The 20426-nt window shown below is 32.3% G+C and carries 20 protein-coding genes; 2 read left to right on the top strand and 18 right to left on the bottom strand.

Features of this window, described 5'->3' with window-relative positions; translation table 11 throughout:
- Positions 1 to 122: 122 nt before the first annotated feature.
- Both ACUUYC_RS09945 and ACUUYC_RS09950 read left to right on the top strand, forming a co-directional pair.
- A complete protein-coding gene (locus tag ACUUYC_RS09945; protein WP_474265595.1) occupies positions 123 to 2453 on the top strand; it encodes a DUF2339 domain-containing protein in 2331 nt (776 codons plus the stop codon).
- Positions 2454 to 2647: 194 nt separating this feature from the next.
- Positions 2648 to 3472 carry a hypothetical protein gene (locus ACUUYC_RS09950; RefSeq protein WP_474265597.1) on the top strand — a complete coding sequence of 275 codons (825 nt, stop codon included), beginning with the start codon at positions 2648 to 2650 and terminating at the stop codon, positions 3470 to 3472.
- 98 nt (positions 3473 to 3570) lie between these two features.
- On the opposite strand, the gene ACUUYC_RS09955 is transcribed toward ACUUYC_RS09950, so the two are convergent.
- The 18 genes from ACUUYC_RS09955 to serS all read right to left on the bottom strand — a co-directional run bounded on the left by ACUUYC_RS09955 (position 3571) and on the right by serS (position 20365).
- On the bottom strand, positions 3571 to 4161 hold the full coding sequence (locus ACUUYC_RS09955) for a DUF3575 domain-containing protein (protein WP_474265599.1): 591 nt from the start codon (positions 4159 to 4161) through the stop codon (positions 3571 to 3573).
- Between the two features lie 106 nt (positions 4162 to 4267).
- A complete protein-coding gene (locus ACUUYC_RS09960) occupies positions 4268 to 7681 on the bottom strand; it encodes a TonB-dependent receptor (protein WP_474265601.1) in 3414 nt (1137 codons plus the stop codon).
- 178 nt (positions 7682 to 7859) lie between these two features.
- On the bottom strand, positions 7860 to 8276 hold the full coding sequence (locus tag ACUUYC_RS09965) for an arsenate reductase ArsC (protein ID WP_474265603.1): 417 nt from the start codon (positions 8274 to 8276) through the stop codon (positions 7860 to 7862).
- 188 nt (positions 8277 to 8464) lie between these two features.
- Positions 8465 to 8797 carry an ArsR/SmtB family transcription factor gene (locus ACUUYC_RS09970; RefSeq protein ID WP_474265605.1) on the bottom strand — a complete coding sequence of 111 codons (333 nt, stop codon included), beginning with the start codon at positions 8795 to 8797 and terminating at the stop codon, positions 8465 to 8467.
- Between the two features lie 72 nt (positions 8798 to 8869).
- On the bottom strand, positions 8870 to 9550 hold the full coding sequence (locus ACUUYC_RS09975) for a hypothetical protein (RefSeq protein WP_474265607.1): 681 nt from the start codon (positions 9548 to 9550) through the stop codon (positions 8870 to 8872).
- Between the two features lie 155 nt (positions 9551 to 9705).
- A complete protein-coding gene (locus ACUUYC_RS09980; RefSeq protein ID WP_474265609.1) occupies positions 9706 to 10092 on the bottom strand; it encodes a VOC family protein in 387 nt (128 codons plus the stop codon).
- A 19-nt stretch (positions 10093 to 10111) separates the two neighbouring features.
- Positions 10112 to 10624: a DUF4199 domain-containing protein gene (locus ACUUYC_RS09985; RefSeq protein ID WP_474265611.1), complete on the bottom strand. Its 513-nt coding sequence runs from the start codon at positions 10622 to 10624 to the stop codon at positions 10112 to 10114.
- A 98-nt stretch (positions 10625 to 10722) separates the two neighbouring features.
- Positions 10723 to 11145: a response regulator transcription factor gene (locus ACUUYC_RS09990; protein WP_474265613.1), complete on the bottom strand. Its 423-nt coding sequence runs from the start codon at positions 11143 to 11145 to the stop codon at positions 10723 to 10725.
- Position 11146: 1 nt separating this feature from the next.
- Positions 11147 to 12085: a 2-hydroxyacid dehydrogenase gene (locus ACUUYC_RS09995; protein WP_474265615.1), complete on the bottom strand. Its 939-nt coding sequence runs from the start codon at positions 12083 to 12085 to the stop codon at positions 11147 to 11149.
- A gap of 3 nt (positions 12086 to 12088) precedes the next feature.
- Positions 12089 to 12454, bottom strand: a complete 366-nt coding sequence (locus ACUUYC_RS10000; protein WP_474265617.1) for a cupin domain-containing protein — start codon at positions 12452 to 12454, stop codon at positions 12089 to 12091.
- Between the two features lie 23 nt (positions 12455 to 12477).
- Positions 12478 to 12999: a GNAT family N-acetyltransferase gene (locus ACUUYC_RS10005; protein ID WP_474265619.1), complete on the bottom strand. Its 522-nt coding sequence runs from the start codon at positions 12997 to 12999 to the stop codon at positions 12478 to 12480.
- A gap of 437 nt (positions 13000 to 13436) precedes the next feature.
- Positions 13437 to 14789, bottom strand: coding sequence for a magnesium transporter (gene mgtE / locus ACUUYC_RS10010; RefSeq protein ID WP_474265621.1), 1353 nt, complete (start codon positions 14787 to 14789; stop codon positions 13437 to 13439).
- On the bottom strand, positions 14776 to 15558 hold the full coding sequence (gene rsmA / locus ACUUYC_RS10015) for a 16S rRNA (adenine(1518)-N(6)/adenine(1519)-N(6))-dimethyltransferase RsmA (RefSeq protein WP_474265623.1): 783 nt from the start codon (positions 15556 to 15558) through the stop codon (positions 14776 to 14778). Before rsmA ends, mgtE begins: the two co-directional genes overlap by 14 nt.
- A gap of 10 nt (positions 15559 to 15568) precedes the next feature.
- The gene (locus ACUUYC_RS10020; RefSeq protein ID WP_474265625.1) at positions 15569 to 16012 is read right to left on the bottom strand and encodes a hypothetical protein; all 444 of its coding nucleotides are present in this window, start codon (positions 16010 to 16012) and stop codon (positions 15569 to 15571) included.
- 17 nt (positions 16013 to 16029) lie between these two features.
- The gene (locus ACUUYC_RS10025; protein WP_474265627.1) at positions 16030 to 16344 is read right to left on the bottom strand and encodes a DUF4286 family protein; all 315 of its coding nucleotides are present in this window, start codon (positions 16342 to 16344) and stop codon (positions 16030 to 16032) included.
- A 65-nt stretch (positions 16345 to 16409) separates the two neighbouring features.
- A complete protein-coding gene (locus ACUUYC_RS10030) occupies positions 16410 to 18194 on the bottom strand; it encodes a tetratricopeptide repeat protein (protein WP_474265629.1) in 1785 nt (594 codons plus the stop codon).
- Positions 18195 to 18267: 73 nt separating this feature from the next.
- Entirely contained in the window at positions 18268 to 18702 is a 435-nt protein-coding gene (locus tag ACUUYC_RS10035) for an RDD family protein (RefSeq protein WP_474265631.1), read from the bottom strand.
- A 391-nt stretch (positions 18703 to 19093) separates the two neighbouring features.
- Positions 19094 to 20365 carry a serine--tRNA ligase gene (serS, locus tag ACUUYC_RS10040; RefSeq protein ID WP_474265633.1) on the bottom strand — a complete coding sequence of 424 codons (1272 nt, stop codon included), beginning with the start codon at positions 20363 to 20365 and terminating at the stop codon, positions 19094 to 19096.
- Between the last annotated feature and the right edge of the window lie 61 nt (positions 20366 to 20426).

Genomic DNA, 20426 nt, shown 5'->3' on the forward strand with positions numbered 1-20426 from the left:
TTTTATTTAAAAACTGAATTTGCTAATACAAAATGATGCTTCATATTTGTATGTAAACCAACAAGAGATACTTATATTCACATAGAAAGTTTTGTGAACGGAGTATTATATAAAAATCAACCATGCAAGATCATACGGAAACTATGCAACAATTATTGAGGAAACTCGAATTGTTGTCAAAAAAGCAAGATCAATTTTCTAGAGAAATTAATGATTTACGTTTTCAAATACAAGCTTTGAAAGCCGCACAGCAACTGGAAGCTGCAAAAGAAGAAAAGCAACAACCAATTGTTACTTCTGAAGCTACGTTTCAAACTCCCAAAAAAGAAGTTAAGGAAGCTATTTTTACACCAAAAGTAGTCGAAGAAAAGAAAACTCCAGCGTTTATTCCTGAACCAAAGAAAACAGCAACATTTTCTGATGATAAATCGAACCTTGAAAAATTTATTGGTGAAAACTTATTAAACAAAATAGGAATTATTATCACGATTATTGGTGTGGCAATTGGCGTAAAATATTCTATTGAACATGAGCTTATTACACCAACAACACGAATTATTTTAGGATACTTAAGTGGAATTGGATTGTTAGGTTTTGGAATCAAACTAAAAAAGAAATACGAAAATTATAGCGCCGTTCTAGTCAGTGGTTCAATTGCAATTTTATATTTTATAACCTATGCAGCACACAGTTTTTATGGTTTAATTCCTCAAATTCCAGCGTTTATATTAATGGTATTATTTACCGTATTTGGCGTCTTTACAGCTATAAAATATAACAGACAAGTTATTGCACATATTGGTTTGGTTGGTGCATATGCAGTCCCGTTTTTATTGAGTAATGATTCTGGAAATGTATTAGTTTTATTCACTTATGTAACGATTATTAATATTGGAATTTTAGTTATTTCCTTTAAAAAGTATTGGAAGCCATTATTGGGTTCTGCATTTGGATTTACATGGCTTATTTACCTTTCATGGTTTGTTTCGGGGTATTCTATCGATAAACATTTTACCATTGCTTTGGTCTTTTTGTTCGTGTTCTTTGCCATATTTTATATCACAATTTTAGCATATAAATTAATTCGAAAAGAAGTATACAATGCTATAGATATTATCTTGTTATTATTCAATTCGTTTTTGCTTTTCTTGATTGGATATGTAATCCTAAATGATCATGAAACTGGAAAGAAATTCTTGGGAATTTTCACCTTATTTAATGCCTTTATGCATTTGATTGCAAGTTATGTTTTATACACACGAAAAGATTCAGATAGAAACTTATTGTATTTAATTTTTGGATTGGTCATTACGTTTGTCACGATAGCAATTCCTGTGGAACTCGATGGAAATTGGGTAACGATTTTATGGATTTTTGAAGCGGCTTTATTATTCTGGATTGGACGCACAAAAGGCATTAAAATTTATGAAAAACTTGCGTATCCTATTATGCTTATAGCTTTTTTAAGTTTAATACATGACTGGAACACTTTATACATAAATTCATATAATTATGCTAGTGTAACTAGAATACTGCCAATTCTAAACTTGAATTTTCTAGGTTCATTTTTATTTATGATCGCATTCGGATACATTACATATCTATTTTATAAAAAAGAATACACATCACCATTAAACTTATCTAAAACAATACATCAGTTTCTATCGCTCGCCATTCCTGGTATTTTGTTAATTTCAATATACTATTCGTTTCGAGTAGAAATTGCAAACTATTGGAATCAGTTACAGCTCGATTTAGAATCTAATTATACGTTGTTCAAATTTAAAGAAATTTGGATTATCAACTATACCTTATTTTTCTTCACTGTACTTTCTTTTATAAACATAAAAAAGATAAAAAATACAGTACTAGGATATGTCAATCTTGTGTTTAGTGTAATTGCCATTTTTATATTTCTCACGCAAGGTTTATTCTCGCTAAGCGAACTCAGAGATGCATACATTCAACAGTCAACAGATGTAACTGTATTTGCAATTTTAATCCGATACATTTCATATGTATTTGTGACCTTATTATTACTAATTACAAGTCATTATATTCGTCAAAAATTCATAAAGACTAACCTAAAAGTGGTTTTTTATGGAATATTTCACATCACAATTTTAAGTATCCTGAGTAGTGAATTGATTCATTGGTTAGACTTGGCTTCGAATGCTGAGTCGGACAAACTTGGATTGAGTATTTTATGGGGAACATATGCATTACTTGTAATTATACTTGGAATTTGGAAGAAGAACAAGTATTTGCGAATTGGAGCTATTGGACTCTTTGGAATCACGCTTATCAAACTATTCTTGTATGATATTGCACACTTAACTACCATTGCAAAAACAATTGTATTTGTATCGTTAGGTGTATTATTATTGATCATTTCATTCTTATATAATAAATACAAAAACAAAATATTTGATGAAGATTCAACCGAACTTTAGAGATTAATAATGTCATAAAAACAATATTTTACCTAAATAGTGTGTATTAGGTGTGATTTTTTTGTTGACTTTATGCTCTATTTCTCAATGCTTTAGGTGTATTTTATTACATTAATTAGTAATTATTTAACTTTTTTCGGGTAACGATTTTTGGTTTTATGTACTCTTTGTTATAAACCATAAATTATTTTAACATGAAAAAATTTAAAATTCTTTTAGGCGTACTATGTATAGTAGCCTTAAGCATCACAAGTTGTCAAACTGATTCTGTAAGTGAAACTCCTGAAGAGCAAGCAGATGTAGAAATTACGAAACGCGATAGTCGTGCAAACATAACAACTGTACAACATAATTACAACTATGGCGGTGATCGTTTTAGTGTAAAGTATGTTGTAAATAATGATACTGGAGCAGTATTAGAAACATCTGGTGATGTGAGAACAATAGAAGCTTATGTTGCTGCTGGTAGAGAACCACAAGGAATATTATTCGCAAATCTTGAAGATATAGGATCTAGATTAAATAGTGGAGGAACTGCACCAAGTCATATATCACTTGATGTAATGTTATTTGAATCTAACGAAGCAATGGAAGCACACGTTGAGCGATTAGCAGGAAGCGCTATTCCATCTACAAGTAACGCTTCAGTAACAAGAGGAGCTGAAGGTCCATGTATCAGTGTATCTGCTGCTGGTGTAGGAGATTTTTACTTCTTTAAGCATGATTACTACGATACAGAAATGACTTCTTTAAGAAGATTGAACAGATTTTATTACTTAAACCACTGGGTAGGATCAACTCATAATGATGAAATGACTTCTTTAGCTGTTTTCAAACCATTTAATAGAAATACATATACAGTATTACACAAACATTCATGTTTCAACGGAAAGTCACTTGCATTTTATCAAGGACCTGGAGCAACTGGATTTGGTGTACCAAATTTATCATGGTTCGGACTAGGTTGGTTTGGTAACTGGAATGATGAAGTATCATCAACATATGGTTACGGTTGGTAAAATACTAACGAAGATTATATAAATACAAAAAGCCTATTGTTTGTTGCTCCAAACAATAGGCTTTATACTTTTTCTTTTTCATAAATTTTTTATGGATATTAAAATCTATATCCAAGAGAAGCTCCAATTCTAGGAACAATGTTTTCTCCATCTGAGATAAGGTCATTTGACGTTATTAAATTTCTTCCTATACCACCATAAAATTCAAAAACAAATCCTTTTTTACTTACAAACTTTCCTCCTAAGGAAATTCCTAAGGCAAAATTGCTTGATTTTTCATTAGTACTTATAAACTGTGATGTGTTTTGATTAACAATGTAGTAGCCGCTGTCATAGTCTTGCTGGATACTATACATTGCAAAAGCTTCTAAGAAAAATCCCCAAGCATATTTACTAGAAAAATAACGTCTGTAATATGGTGTTAATGCAAATCGCTCAGCATATCTTGGACCGTCAACATTTTCATCGTCGTCTTGTAAATTAAACATCAAAGACGCACCGATTGAAGATTCTGAATCCAATAAATACTCATAGGAAAATTCAGGAGCTTTAAATACAATGGTATTAAAAGCATTGATTTTAATTTCGTGTTTTTTTGGAACATCTTTAATTTCGTCATCTTGTGCATGTGATTGAAACCCTACTAAAAGGCATAGAAGTAAAAGACTTCTTAAGTATTTGTTTTTCATAATAATTGGTTTATAATGTTGTTGTTGTGGCTTATTTAACAAGAACCATACCATTTGTAGATACACAGTTTACAAAAAGGTTGCGCCTTATTTAGAATTATTTTAATTAAAAATAAGCGCGCAGTTGTACATTTCCAGTGTGAATAGTACGTGAAGTTTCACTTTTTCGACCAAAATAAGAGAGATTTAAGTCTAAGAATTTTGTCAATTTCTTCTGAATAATCACATTCCATGTGAGGTTGGTTCCTGGTTGTAAACCTTCAAGCATTTGATATCCTACAGGTGAAAAAGCATTTCCGGTAAAATTGTTCTGAAAGTAACTAAATTCACCATTTAGCGCCATTTTTTGCTGATTGCTATACGCAAATGAAATCCCAGCTTTTTGCTGTGTTAACGATTCCGAATCACCAATCTGATTTTCTTTCTGTTCGTACTTATAAAAGACACTAAATCGACTATTTCTATTAAAAATATAAGAAAGTGTTGGTGTTACTTTAAATTGACTAATTTCAAAGTTCTTATTTAAGAAGTTCTCCGAAATACTTTCTGTTTTTCCAGTACTTGTAATCAAATCTGTGAGCCAAAATTTACCAATTTTATGTGTAAACTGGAGTTGATGCGAAGTATTAATATTTTCCTGAGAACCAATAGAAAGTAAGTTCTTCGCTTTTGCATTCAGGTAGGTATAGGAAGTTGTATACTTTTGTTTTCCGCGATTGTAAAAAAGTGCATTTCGAAGACTTTGATTCAAACCTAAAACATCTTCACCTTCACTATTATCAAACGGATTAAAATTGAAATTATCATTCTCTCTTCGAATCTTTCGATCTATTAAAAATGACGATTGATTGTAAAAATGCGATAAAAATTTCTTGAACCCTTTTTTATTACTCCATTGTGCAGGATTTAAGGTTACTACCTGACTAAATTTGTTTTGATGCGTTTTAATGAAAATCTGATTGGGCAACAATACACGTACATAAATTGCTTCATCAGGAAACTGCGCCAATTCAAATTCATCTAATTCCTGAATACCATTATTATTATAATCATTCCAAGTATACACTCCTTGACCTTGATCAACTTGTACATAGGTAAACTCTTGTTGTGGCAAGGTTCCAGAATTAGTTTCATACACCGTATTCAAGGTCGCAATTTGATTGAATAGTTTCTGTTGATATACCAAACGTGAGTTCAATGATTGTTCGTCTTCAATACTTTCATCTTCTTGTTGCAATGTTCTGTAATTTACGAAAAGTGAAAGTTGTGTATTTTTATTCTGAATCAATTTAGACTTTAAATAATACGTATTAGAAGTATTTACTCTTTCCAAATTATTGTTGCGCAAACTATCATTTACACGATATGTGTAGCCAATTTCGGCATGAATTTTTAAACTATCACCAACACCAACAAAACCTGTATATGCTTTAAAACGTTGGCTTAAAGGCGTAAAGTTTTCCGTAGCAATTTCTTGTTGTTCATTACTTTCTAAGTTCAATTGTGCGCCAATCCAACTTTTAGTAAAACTATAGGTAGAACGTGCATACAAACGTAAAAAGTCAGATGTTGTAGTGACTGTTTCATTGGTAAGTAAACTTCCGTTTGTTTGCACTTTTAGTTTCCCAAATGTTAAATCAGACAGTACTACATGGCGATTTCCAGTTGCATTATTAGCGAAATCTAAATATTCGAAACTATAGCGAGCTGTTCCGTTTTTCTCGTTAGAAAAATCTAATCCAGTCGCTAAAAATTGTTGATTTCCTGCATTGAATATATTATCTAAATTCCAATCACGATTAAATTCAATAGAATACAAACGTTCAATAGTTTGAAATTTTTCATCGATGTAATTAAAATTGGCAAAACTGCGAACCTTCCAATTTTTGTCTAATAATTGTTGTTGTACTTTTACTTGCGCCGCTAATCCTTGATTGTTATCATCGTCAATTGATGAGAATAAATTTTGATCGTTATCACTGAAACCAACTTCAAATTGTACATCAGTTTTTTCACTTGGTGTATACGCTCCTTTTACAACGACAACTTGGGTTTTGGTTGGTGAAACCAATTGAATGATGGGTTCATAGTTACCTTGTAAAACACCTCCAATTGGCGGTGTATATTCGTAAATTCTACCGTTTGAAGCTGCATTTGCCAACACATAATTTCCTTGATTATCACCAACAAGCGAAAAACGAACATCAAATAATGTATCATCTGGATTGTTAGAAAACACAAAGGTTTCTATGCCGCCAATAACTTCTTTTTTGTATAAAATTCTATTTTCTGAAAATGCTTGTTCTACTGCAGAAGGCGCAGTCATTAATTGCTGATTATCTCCTGCATCTCTTAAAATTGCAACTTGTTCGTCCGATAGATTTTGTTGAATTGGTTGATTTTTAGAATCGTTTTCAGAATAAATATAACCTGCAATATTGAACGTTTCTTGCTCATATTTTGCGCCACCATACGCTACAAAACGGGTATAATTATTATCTGTAAATTGATATTCTACACTAATTCGCATTTCGGAAGTAATTGGATATTTTGACGTAAACGTTATTTCTCCTGCGTTATAATCAATCACGTAATCGTTGTTTTCTCCACGTTCTACAGGCAATCCGTTAACGTATACTGTTTCACTTCCTGAAACAATTAAGATAAATAACTCTTCATTTGGACCTGTTAATTTATACGGACCTTGATTTCCTTCTTGACCTTGAAATCTACTTTGTGTATAGCGTCCACGAACCAAAGCTCCAGAACCAAAAATGGTTGTTTTACTATTTTCATGTGGCAAGTTGACGACAACGCCAAGACCTTGCACTTTCTTCTGAAAACGCATAAAATTGGTTTCTGTATTTTCCAGATTTACGTCTCCAGCTCTAATTTTCCAGTTTTTACTTTCGAGTTCTATAAAAACTTGATCAAATTCGTCCAGACGTTGTGAATATCCACTTTCTTGAATTGGAATATTTGCATCTTGTATGGACGCACGCAACGTAACATTTTCAGAGATTTTTCCAGAAATCTGTAAATCCAGTTCGGAGTTTAGCACCGTATTTTGATTGTTTCCAATGGTAACACCACGTGAAATGCTTCCAGACGTATTTAAACCATCAAAAAGACGCGTATTGGCAGTTTCTCGATTCGATTTAAGCGAAACAATTTTATCAATATCAATTGGGTTCTGAACAATCACATTCTTACTAAAACCCGTATATTTTTTCGTTAAGAATTTAGGATATTGTGTATAGCTTACGCGAATAGAATCGGTTGTAATTTTTGACAGATTTAGATATAAGATTGATTTTTGGAAGTCAACTGTATAAAAAGTACTATCAATCGGATTGTTCTTTTTGTCGGTCAGCCGAAATTTATACGGATTGATACTTACCGAATCTAAAACAATAGAATCTTTAATTGCTATCTTTTTTGTACGTCGGTTGCTTGTTTGTCCCTGTAATGAAACAGCGAAAAACATGGCAATACAAATACATAACAAAAATGACTTCATCTACAACTAAACTAATTCCAATCAAAAATATTTTAATTTTCGCAGGAAAAGAAGCTTTTTAGTCGAAACGATACATTTCTCTTGACAATATGCTGATTTGAAGGTTCATTATTTCAAACTTTATCAATTCTCAACTGTGTTTGAAGTTACAAGTAAAAAATTACGAACGTCAATCAAACTAGAGTTTCGTTGCAACAAATTCTTCACAAAACGCTTTAATCTGGCTTCGAGTTTTCTTAAAAGCATTAAAAATGTGTTCTTCTGAACCTTTCACTTTTGATGGATCAGAGAAATTTTGATGTATACGTTTGGCATTTTTACTTGGAATATACGGACAGTTTTCGTGTGCGTGATCACAAACAGTAATAATGAAATCAAAATCGATTTCTAAGTATTCAGATACATTGTTTGAAGTATTGTTTGAAATATCGACACCATCTTGTTTCATAATCGCAATCGCTTTAGGATTTACGCCATGTGTTTCAATTCCGGCACTATAAATTGTGGCTTTTTCTTTGGCAAAATGTGTTAAGTATCCATCTGCCATTTGGCTTCTACAGGAATTTCCTGTGCAAAGTACAAGTATATTTTTCATAATTTTATGGTAGGATTATGTTTGTTAGCTTTTAAAAATTTCAAGAAAAACATTAAATTATTAATGTGGGGAACCTTCAAAATTTAATAACTATATCGACAAATGTAAGTAGAAGTCTTTTTAGCTACTTCATTTTTTGATGAAATAATGTTATTTTAACATTAATGTGAAGTAAATATTACGTGTAATTAGCTTTTAGACTGACAGTTAACTTGGATTTTTACAAAGAAATCATTGATGTTTCTACGGTATTGATTGAGTAAATTCGTATCAATGGCATAGAATATATTTTTCCCTTGATTTTTCTGTTTCAGTAGTTTTATTCTTTTAATTTCAGAAAGATGCTGTGAAATCGTTGGTTGTGCTAAGCCAGTAGCTTTTACGAGTTCATTGCAGTTGCAATATTCGTTTTTGCTAATGTACTGTAAGATGGAAATTCGCGCAGGATGTCCTAAAACTTTAGTAATTAATGCTGTTTCATTTTGATAGTCATCAAAGATGTGATTTTTAGTAATTCCCATAGATATGTTGTAATGTAATATTACAATAAAGATAAAAAAAGCTAGAGATATCTCTAGCTTTTTTTAATTTTTTTATCTTCCGAATAATCGTTGAAAGAAACTTTTTGTCTTTTTGGTGGTTTCTTCAAAGGTTTCTTTGGCTTCTTCTGTTAAATCTTCCAGGCGTTCACCAGCTTCTTCTGCAAACTCACTTACTTTTTCTTTTACGTCTTCGAAGGCTTCTTTGACTTCTTCGCCTATTTCACTTGCTTTTTCCTTAGCTACATCAGAGTATTCTTCAAACTTCTCTTTAGCTTCACCTGCAAATTCGCTTGCTTTTTCTTTTGCATCACCAAAAACTTCTTTCGCATCTTCTGCTAAGTCAGCAGCTTTTTCTTTAGCTACATCAGCGTATTCTTCAAATTTTTCTTTTGCTTCACCTGCAAATTCAGTTGCTTTTTCTTTTACATCACCAAAGGTTTCTTTTGCGTCTTCTGCAAGGTCAGCAGCTTTTTCCTTAGCTACATCAGCATATTCACTAATTTTTTCTTTGGCTTCACCTGCGAACTCAGTTGCTTTTTCTTTTGCATCTGAAAAAGCTTCTTTAGCTTCACCTTTAATTTCGTCAATTTTACTTTCAGCGGTTTCAGTAGCTTCTTCTTTTACTTCGTTTACTGTTTCTTCAACATTATCTGTAATTTCTTCTGCTTTTTTTGAAGCTTCATTTGCTGTTTCTTCTGCTTTCTTGTTTAATTCGTTGTTGTCTTCACTCATGATGCTGTTTTTTTGATTGGACTCTTAAATGTATAGCTTTTTTTTTAATTCTACGATTCTAGTACATTTACGAGTATTGTTTTCATATTAATTAGTTTATAATATGTATAATTTGTTACACCGTTCAATCAAAATGTTAACTTCATTAAATTGAACTATTTAAAAGCATCATCTTTAGGTTCCCATAATTCAATTTTATTACCTTCAGGATCTAGTATCCAGCCAAACTTTCCATATTCGTATTCTTCGATGTCTCCAACAACTGTAACGCCTTCTTCTTTTAAAACGGCTAACAATTCAACCAAGTTTTCAACTCTGAAGTTCATCATGAATTGCTTTTCACTAGGCTTAAAATATGTGGTGTCTTTTGGAAACGTACTCCATTGTGTAGAACAATCATTACCTTCTTTGTCTTTCCACCAAAATGTACAACCATAATCATCTACGGGTAAGCCTAAGTGCTTCCCATACCAGTTTTTGAGTCCTTTTGGATCTTCTGTTTTAAAGAAGAATCCACCTAAACCTGTTACTCTATTTTTCATCTGTTTAATTTTTTTGTAGTTATTCTTTTTTGTGTAGTACTAAAGCTGAAAGTAATGAAATAATAACACCGATTACGAATACCATCATAAACATTACAAAACCTATAATGATAGGATTGTTAAAAGCTTCCATTTGTTTTTTTAGTGAAAGCGTTTCGTATTCTATCTTTTCAGGAGTCATGCCGCTTGATTGTATAACATCGAGTTGATATTTTAAGTATTGATCTGCAAATTCAGGATTAATTACAGTTACGTAAATATAATCGATTACTCCAAAACCAATAGCTGCAAATACAGAAATGAGCGCTCCAACTATAAAAGCTGTTTTAAAGCTAATTTCACCATTGAGTTCATGGTTTCTATGATATTTTATGCCAAAATATACAAAACTGAGCGAAGTTACCATAGTAGCATAACCTACAATTTCTTGTGTTTTAAACGCCAATCCTTGTCCAAAATATAAAGCAATTAGGAAAAGAATGGATGCTGTTAGTAAAGCATAAACTCCATACTTTAATACTGTGTTTTTCATCGTTATAAAATTTTAAAGTTGATGCCTCAAAAGTAGCGTAGACACCGAAAATTGTACTCATACGAAAGTACCAATTTGCTCATACTAAGGTAGTAATTTTAGGAAATAGGCAGTATTTGTAACTCTTTTGCTTTCTGAATAGCTTGTGTACGACGTTTTACATTTAGTTTAGTGTATACATTAGAAACATGTGTTTTTATAGTACTTTCTGAAACAAATAAGAGTGAAGCTATTTCTTTATTTGTATGTCCTTGCGCAAGTTTGCATAATACTTCATATTCACGTCTGCTCAAACCTAATTTTTCAATTTGAACATAATCTACTTCATAGATTTCAATTTTTTTTGGTGAATCTTTTCTTTGCTTGTTAATGTAGATTCCAATGAATAAAAAGATAATTGCAATTGCAGCAATACTAAATTCTAACGATGAGTTTCCTTGTATAATAGAAAATTTGCTGAGTTGAAATAATATCAGCAATGCAATGATGAGTGTCGCAAAAATGAAAATTGTTTTTTTCATTTTAATGAAAGTGAACTTTAAACTTATCCACAATAGTTTGAGCTAGCTTTTCTTTACTTTCTTTCGTCCAACCAGCAACATGTGGTGAAAGTAAAACATTTTCTGCTTGAATTAGGTATTGGAAAGCTTCAGGCATTGTATCGTCATTGAATAGATTTTCAAACGAACTTTTTTCGTATTCTAATACATCCAACCCTGCGCCTATTATTTTTCCTGATTTAAGTGCTGCTACCAAATCTTGTGTCACAACGCTTTTTCCACGTGCCGTATTGATGAACCAAAACGGATTTTTGAATGCTGCTATGAATTCGGTAGCTATCATATTCAGCGTAAGCGATGTTTGTGGCGTATGTAAACTTAATATTGTGCTTTTTTCTTGTAATTCAGAGAGTGAAACTTGCCTAGCGTTTTCATCACCAATATTTTCTTTTAAATCATAACAAAGTACGTCAACATCAAAACCACGTAGTTTTTTAGCAAATGCTTTTCCCATGTTTCCATAGCCGATAATTCCAACAGTTTGTCCGTCGAGTTCAAAACCTCTATTTGCTTCACGGAGCCATTTTCCATTGCGGACTTCTCTATCAGCTTTGTTAAACTTATTGAATAAAGATAAAATCATTCCGAGTGCATGTTCTCCTACTGCATTTCTATTGCCTTCAGGTGCAGAAATAAGTTTGATGCCTTGTTGTTCAGCAAACTCACAATCTATATTTTCTAAACCCGCACCAACGCGTCCAATGAATTTTAAATTGGTTGCTTTCGCTAGAAAACCTGCATCAACTCTAAATCGACTACGAATGATAAAACCATCATAATTGTGGATTTTAGCTTCAATTTGAGCTTTTGTAGATGTGTAATCTTCATGATTGGTATGTCCCAATTCCGCTAATTGAAAAATGAGCAACGGATGATTTTCATCGAGATGTAATATATTCACGTGTTAGATTTTTGGGTATTCCGTTTGTGTTTTTTCGTGTTTTACATTGCCTGTATGTGCTGTAGAAAGTTTTTCGAAAAGTAATAAATGTACTTCTTCATCATCTTTCGTTGCAGGACAATGTTCAACACCTTTTGGGACAACAATAAGTTCACCTTCGTTTACGGTAACTGTTTTGTCGCGAAACTTCATGAATAATGTTCCTTTAATGACTTGAAATAGTTCGTCTTCGTCGTCGTGTTTGTGCCATACAAATTCGCCTTGAATTTTAGCTAAAATCACTTGCATGTCATCAACAGTAGCAATTTGATGTGGATGCCATTGTTTGTTGAAGAGTTGATGCTTTTCTTTTATGTTGATTGCTTTCATGAGACTAAATTACGAGGATTTTTTTAGAAAGTTTTCATCATAATGTTAAAAACAAAATCTTCTCTTCCGATACTAAAACTCTGAGAATCGTATTTGTGGAAATTATGTTCTCTATAAAAACTTAATGTTTTTTCGCCTGTATGTAATTCTTTGAGCCATACACGATCAATGTTTAGTTGTTGAATTTCTTTGAAAAATTCAGCTTTAAATTGTCCACCATTACTTTTTATAGCATACTCTTTTAGTACATAGACTTTTTGTAACTCTGCAGCGTTGTTAAAATTAGTATTTGGGACAGGCGATTGTTTTTTAAGTTTAGCATACCCAATAGGAAGTACATCAATAAACGCAATCCAAAATACATTTTCTTCTTTTTGTAGTGAATCTGTTATTTTTTCTACGGAAAAATTTTTATCAATATAGAGTCGGAGTTCTTCTTCGGAAACAAATAAATTACCAAAGGATTCAGAAAAGTTAATTTTTGCTAATAATGATATAAATTTTGCATCGGCGGTAACCGCTTTTCTAATAGTATGATTTTCCATTCTTTCTTGAACCTTTGATTCGATAATTATAGGCTAATGATTAATGTATATTACTGGTAATCAGTTTTTTATACAAATATTTTTTTGTAAAATATTGATTTTCAACCCTTTAATTCGATAACTATGGATTGCTTCTCTTTTTTCTCAACAAATTTAATATTTCATTTGTTTCATCATTAACGATTTAAAAATTATAATATTATGAAAAAATAAATCAAAAGTTTCCAAACTTAGTGCTACCAACGCTATAAAAGTGAAAGGTGGAAGAAGTGGGAATATACCAACGTGTCCTACTTTACCACTTTGTTTTACCGACGATTGTTTAGATACAATTTTCGATTGTAATTAATTACATGATGTGTTTTAGTGCCAATTAAGGTTTTTTTCCTTTTTTGAGGATCATTATGTTTTAAGAAGCGGACTTCGGTTCGCTTTTTTTAGATACCAATAATAAGTTTGGCAATCATGAAGTAGATTAAGATTCCGAAGATATCATTACTTGTAGTGATAAATGGTCCTGTAGCAATCGCTGGATCAATGCCACGTTTATCTAAGAATAGTGGAATAAACGTACCAATAATTCCTGCAACAATAATGACAACAACTAATGAAGTTGATATTGCCAAGGCTTCAATAGGGTTTTTTTTCCAAGCCCAAACAACGAGAAATAAAATAATAGCTAATGCAATTCCATTTAGCATCGCTAAGAGCATTTCTTTCCATAAACGATTGTTTATACTTCCTTTTATATCATCATTTGCTAAACCTTGTACAATAATCGCACTCGATTGCACACCAACATTTCCAGCCATGGCTGCAATTAAAGGTGTAAAGAAGAAAAGGATGGAGTAGTTTTCTAACATTTTGTCAAAACCTTCCATAATAGCTGCTGCGCCAATTCCGCCAAGAAGCCCTAAAAATAACCAAGGCAAACGTGCACGTGTGAGCTCCCAAATACTATCATCGGCTTCTACATCTTGTGTAATACCAGCTGCTAATTGATAATCTTTTTCAGCTTCTTCTCTAATGACATCTACAATATCATCAATCGTAATACGACCTACCAATCGTTTCATTTCATCTACTACAGGAATGGCTTCTAAATCGTATTTTGACATTACTTTTGCAACATCTTCTGCATCGTCATTTACATTTACATAATCTACTTTTGAAATGTATACATCTTTGATATGTGCTCTTGTAGACGTTGTCAATAAATCTTTAAGAGAAAGTCTTCCTTTTAAAATACCGTCATCATCAATTACGTAGATAGAGTGTACGCGCGTTACTTCTTCTGCTTGCTTACGCATTTCTTTCACGCAGGTTAGTACATTCCAGTTTTCGTTGGCACTTACGAGTTCTTTTGCCATTAATCCACCAGCAGTATCTTCATCGTACCGAAGTAATTCTACAATTTCTTTGGCGTGTTCTTTGTCTTCTAACTCAGAAATTACTTCTTGTTTTCTTCCTTCTGGAAGTTCAGAAATGATATCTGCAGCATCATCTGTATCAAGTTCGTCAATTTCTTCAGCGATCTCTTTAACAGAAAGATTTTTAAGTATTTTTTCACGTACATCATCATCAACTTCTGTAAGAACATCAGAGGTTTTTTCACTATCTAATAGTTTAATGATATACGTAGCTTCTTCTAAATTTAACTCATCAATGATCTCTGCAACATCCGCATAGTGAACCTCTTCTAGTAATTCTAGAAGTACAGAGTCTTTTTTTTCCTCAATGTGCTGTGCTACTTGCGCAATGAGTTCATCACTGAGTTTAAATGGAATCATTTGCTATCTTGATGGTTAAATCTACGAATCCTTGAACGCTTAATTGTTCAGGTCGAAGCCCAAAGATAGTATCTTCTTTTAAATTATCAGAAAGATTGAATGTTTTTAAACTATTGCGAAGTGTTTTTCTACGTTGTTGAAACGCTGTTTTTACAACTCTATAGAATAGTTTTTCATCGCACGGAAGTGTATAATTTTCTTTTCGCACGAGTCGCATAACGCCTGAATCTACTTTTGGCGGCGGGTTGAATACATCTGGCGGCACTGTAAATAAATATTCGGCATGATAAAACGCTTGAGTTAATACAGATAAAATTCCGTAGGTTTTGTTTCCGTGTGGCGCACAAATACGTTGTGCAACTTCTTTTTGAAACATACCGCTAAATTCTGGAATTTGATCGCGCATTTCTAACGTTTTGAACACAATTTGCGTAGATATATTGTATGGGAAGTTTCCAATAATGGCAAATGGTTCTTGCTTGAATGTTTGTGTTAGATCGTATTTTAGAAAATCTTTTTCAAGTATTTTATTTGAAAGCTTTAAATAATGCGCTTGTAAATAGGTAACTGATTCAGAATCAATTTCACATACGTAGGTTGTATACGGTTTTTCTAGTAAGTATTTTGTCAAAACGCCCATTCCAGGACCAATTTCTAGTACATTTTTATAGCTATCTAGCGTAAGCGTATCTGCAATTCGTTGTGCAACTTCTTCATCTTTTAAAAAATGTTGTCCTAAATGTTTTTTAGCTCTTACTTTATCCATCATTGCACATTGTTTAGTTTGTAGCTTCTATTTGGCGCAGAATTATTTTTTCAATTTCGTTTCTATCTTTTTTGGAAAACCAAGAAAGTTCAATGTCTAATTGTTTTCCATCACGAGAAATTATATACGGTTCACTTCCGCCTTTTCCTTTGTGATATGATGCTATTTCAGAAAAATCTCTTTTGAAACGATTTGTTCGCAATGTTTTGTCATTGATTGTAACTTGCGGTTTTCCTCTTACGATTACTAAAAGAATCGCCAGAACTAATATAATACCAGCAAAACCATTTACAAGATATTCTGTAGGAACCATATTTTTTCGGAACATTCTACTAAGTTTTTCAGCAATTAAGTCTGATGCTTCCGTAACGAAGTAAAATGCTAAACCTAATAAAATAACGATGAAAATTATTTTGATAAAGTAGGCAAACTGCGAATAAAATTTTCGTTCTCTCATAGTCTTATGAATATCAATTACGCATTGAAATCTTTAATTACCTTGAGTTCTGTTCGGAATGCAAGCATTTTGTCTGCAAATAACTTCATACCTTCTTCTCGTAATCTTGGAGCATCTTCTTTATAATATGCTTCTAAATCTTCTTGTGAATTAGCGGTGTATTGTACGGCATATGTAGTTCCGTCCATTTCTTCTTCAACCAATACTTGTACAAGTCGTGCACTTGTAAATTTCCCTGTTGCTAGCACGTCAGGAATGTGTGCTTCTATCCAAGTTAAAAAGGCATCATGAACGCTATCGTCAACATTAATGGTTACATTATAGATGTACATAGTTTTGTTTTGTAATTAAAGTGCAAAATTACGGTTTTAAGCCGAATTATGGTTGTAATCTTCTCTTAATTAATGTTATCACCGCGAAGTTTGCGATATGCTTTTTGCGCTTCTACATAGTGAATACTATCTTGATGATTGAAAATAATTTCTTCATAGTAGTCTTTCGCTTTGTCTGTGTCGTCAAAATGGTTTAAGTAGATGTTAGCCAAAGCAAAATACGCGTCGTCAACTAAGATGTCTTCTTTATAGAATTCAATAATTTTCTTGTAGTTTAAACGTGCTTTGTCGTATTGTTCTGCTTTTTCATAGAGTTGTGCTTGCATTAATAATGCTTCGTCTTCTATTTTTTCACCTTTGTGATTTTGAAGAATATCTTCTAATGTATTAATTGCTTCTGAATCTTTTAATTGATAGGCTAGCAAATCTGCTTTTGCGTATTTTTTCAAAGCCGTTTGTGTAGAATCTTCCAACGAGTTATCCGAAATAATCAGTTTTAGTTTTAAAGCATCATTTGCAATCAATTGTGAAACAGACGATTTTAATACTTTTAATTGTGTTTCTGCCCATTCAAAATCACCTTTGTAGTAACTTGTTCGTGCAACTCGGTAACGTGCTTCTTGTCCGATAACATCATTTTTTAATGCATTTTGGACTTGTGAAAAGTATATTAATGCTTGATTAAATTGTTCTTTGTACACTAATATATCGCCAAGTGTTAATTTTACGCTTGCAAGCTGTCTTTTATCTAAAGGTTGTTGAATGGTTTCTTTTAAATAGGTAATGGCTGCTTCGGGTTCATTCTTCTGAAAAGCCATAAAATTTGCATAATCGCGTTGTAGAAAAACAGTTCTGTAATCGCGTGGATACACTGAAAATAATTCATCAAATCGTTGTTGAATTTCATCAAAACTTCCGTCTTTAACATCTTTAATGTCTAGTTGAATCAAGTTTTGTGAAGCCAAAATAATGGTTTCATTCTGATTTGATTTTTCAATGATATATCCCAATACTTCGCGAGCAGTTTCGGTGTCATTGTCTTCAATACTCATGCGTGCTAAGTCAAAAATACGTTGCAGCGAAGCATCACCTTGCATGTAAATTGCTTTTTCTTGTATGAATGCTCTTTTGTATTGTTTTTGCTGAATGAACAACCAACTTAAGAGTTCATTCCACAGTAAATCGGGTTCTTGTTGATTGCGTTTGAGTAGTATTTTTCTAAATAGAATATTGTTTTCATCATTTGGGTCATTTCGTAAAAACTGACTTATAATCCGTTGTGCATATCCTTTTTGTTCCACTCTATTTTTGATTAAATCGAGATAGGTTGAAAACATCTTTTCAATGTCTCCTTTTTCACCATAAATTCGAGCAATATTATTCAGAAAATTATAGTTTGGATTTGCGATACGTGCTTGTTTGTATACACGCAACGCGTAATCAAGCAATGATTTTTTTTCAAAAGAACGACCTACAATATAGGAAGCTGATATTTTTGATTCTGTAAATTGAATGGCAGTTTCGTAGTATTTTTTTGCGCTAAGCGAATCTTGCTTTAAGTCATAATTAAAACCAGTTTCAACTAATAAAATAGGATTCGATTTTGGCTTTTGAATCGCTTCTAATAATAATTTTTCAGCAGTTTCAAAATCTTCCATTTGCTGATAACTATTAATCATAGCAATAAAAAAATTGACTTTACGAGGCGATTCTTTGTATAGTTTTTCGAAGGCAACAATAGCTTTTTTGTATTCACCTTTTTCATAATACTGTTTCGCTAACGCATCATTTTGTGCAAATGTAGTGCTGTACATTCCCAAACTGATGAGTAAACATAAAATATAACGCATAGAAAAGCTTTTACTTCAAAGATAACATAAAGTATGTTAACTAAATACTAATGTAGTTTGGTTTCGTATTCTTTTACTTTTTTTCTACTACAAGTGTTTTTGTAAGCTTATCATATAAATTCTGATTCTTTTCATCCCATAGTATCCAAATAATTGGAATGATTAAAAACGATAGTACATTTTTTAAACATTCTCGAATAGCTCCTTTTTCAGCTTTGTTATAATCTTCTCCAGTTTCTGCGGAAATTACTTTTAAATTAAAGATTCTATGTCCTAAATTTCCACCAAACATTGGGTAAAATATTGCTCCAGTTATGATCCCCATAATTGCAGAGTAGCCAATATCACTTAATGTTAAATCACTAGTGCTATAATCAAAAAATGAAAGCCCTAGTAGTAAGTAAATTAACGCGGATACAAGAGTATATATTATTCCTTCAATTAATGAAGCTATAAATCTTTGACCTATAGATGCTAATTGATATCCGTGTGTATTGGGTTCGCTCATATTCTTGTTTTTTTATTATAAATCTATTTGAAAGTTAAAGTAATTTAAAGTTATATCAAAGTAATAAAAATAGATTTCTTACCTAAGTAAAATAAGTGACTTTTTATGAATTACTAATTATAAAAAAAATGCCCAAGCAATTGCCTGGGCACTTCTATTAGCTATAAATTCCATAGATTAAAAAACTATTTAAAACTAGGTTTGGGTGTATAGCATTTTCTGTTAAGCTCTTATATGATACGTACTAGCTATTAATCTATGGATGACGACGTAACATATATTAATTTAGATTTGGAATACAAATGTATTAAAATATCGTTTAAAAGCAAAAAAGATCGACAAAATACATTGTCGATCTTTCAAAAAATATGAGTTTATATGTAATCGTAGTTTACGATATCATGTCAAAACCTGTGTATTTACGCAGTACTTCAGGAATTTCAATACCATTTTCTGTTTGGTAATTCTCTAAAATTCCGGCTAATACTCTTGGTAATGCTAATGAACTTCCATTTAAGGTATGTGCCAATTGCTTTTTACCGTCTTTATCCTTGATTCTCAGCTTTAAACGATTTGCTTGAAATGTCTCAAAGTTAGATACAGAACTGATTTCTAACCAACGATCTTGCGCTGTAGAAAATACTTCAAAATCATAAGTCAAAGCTGCTGTAAATCCTAAATCGCCACCGCACAAACGTAAAATACGATATGGAAGTTTTAATTCTTCTAAAATTTCCTTGATATGATTTACCATTCCATCCAACGCAGCATATGAGTTTTCAGGACGTTCAATACGTACAATTTCTACTTTATCAAATTGATGCAAACGATTCAATCCACGAACGTGTGCTCCATAACTTCCAGCTTCACGTCTAAAACATGGTGTGTAACCTGTACAACAAATTGGCAAACTTTCTGCTTTTAGCAAATCGCCACGAAAAATATTCGTTATAGGAACTTCTCCTGTTGGAATTAAGTACAAATCATCAGCAGTTGCATGATACATTTGCCCTTCTTTATCTGGCAATTGTCCCGTTCCATAACCAGACGCTTCATTAACTAAATGTGGTACTTGATATTCTGTATAGCCAGCATCTGTATTTTTATCTAGGAAATATTGAATTAATGCTCGTTGCAAACGCGCACCTTTTCCTTTATACACAGGAAATCCTGCGCCAGTAATTTTATTTCCAAGTTCAAAATTAATAATGTCGTATTTCTTTACCAATTCCCAATGTGGTTGTGCAGCTTCATGCAATGTTGGAATATCTCCAGCTCGGAAAACTTCTTCATTGTCATCTTCAGTATTTCCAGTAGGAACCAAGTCGTTTGGAACATTTGGAATTGTATATAAAAGTTCTGGAAGTGCTTCTTCTTTTGCTTTCAAATCAGCTTTCAAAACTTCTGCTTGCGCTTTCAATTGCGTGCTTTTTTCACGTAAAATCCCTGCTTTTTTTGGCTCACCACTTTTAAACAATTGCCCAATTTCTTTGGATAATTTATTAGAGGAAGCTAATGTGTTGTCTAACTCAACTTGTAAACTTCTGCGTGCTTCGTCTAACGAAACTACTTCGTTTACAATTTCAGTGGCATCAAAATTTCTTTTCTTCAAAGCCTCGATAATTTTGGCTTTGTTGTCTCTAATAAATTGTAATTGTAACATTTTGTTCTGTTTTTGGCGTTCCCTTCGGTCAGGCTTTCGGCAGTCGCTTTTTGCAATTTGT

This window comes from Kordia sp. E, from assembly GCF_056033805.1.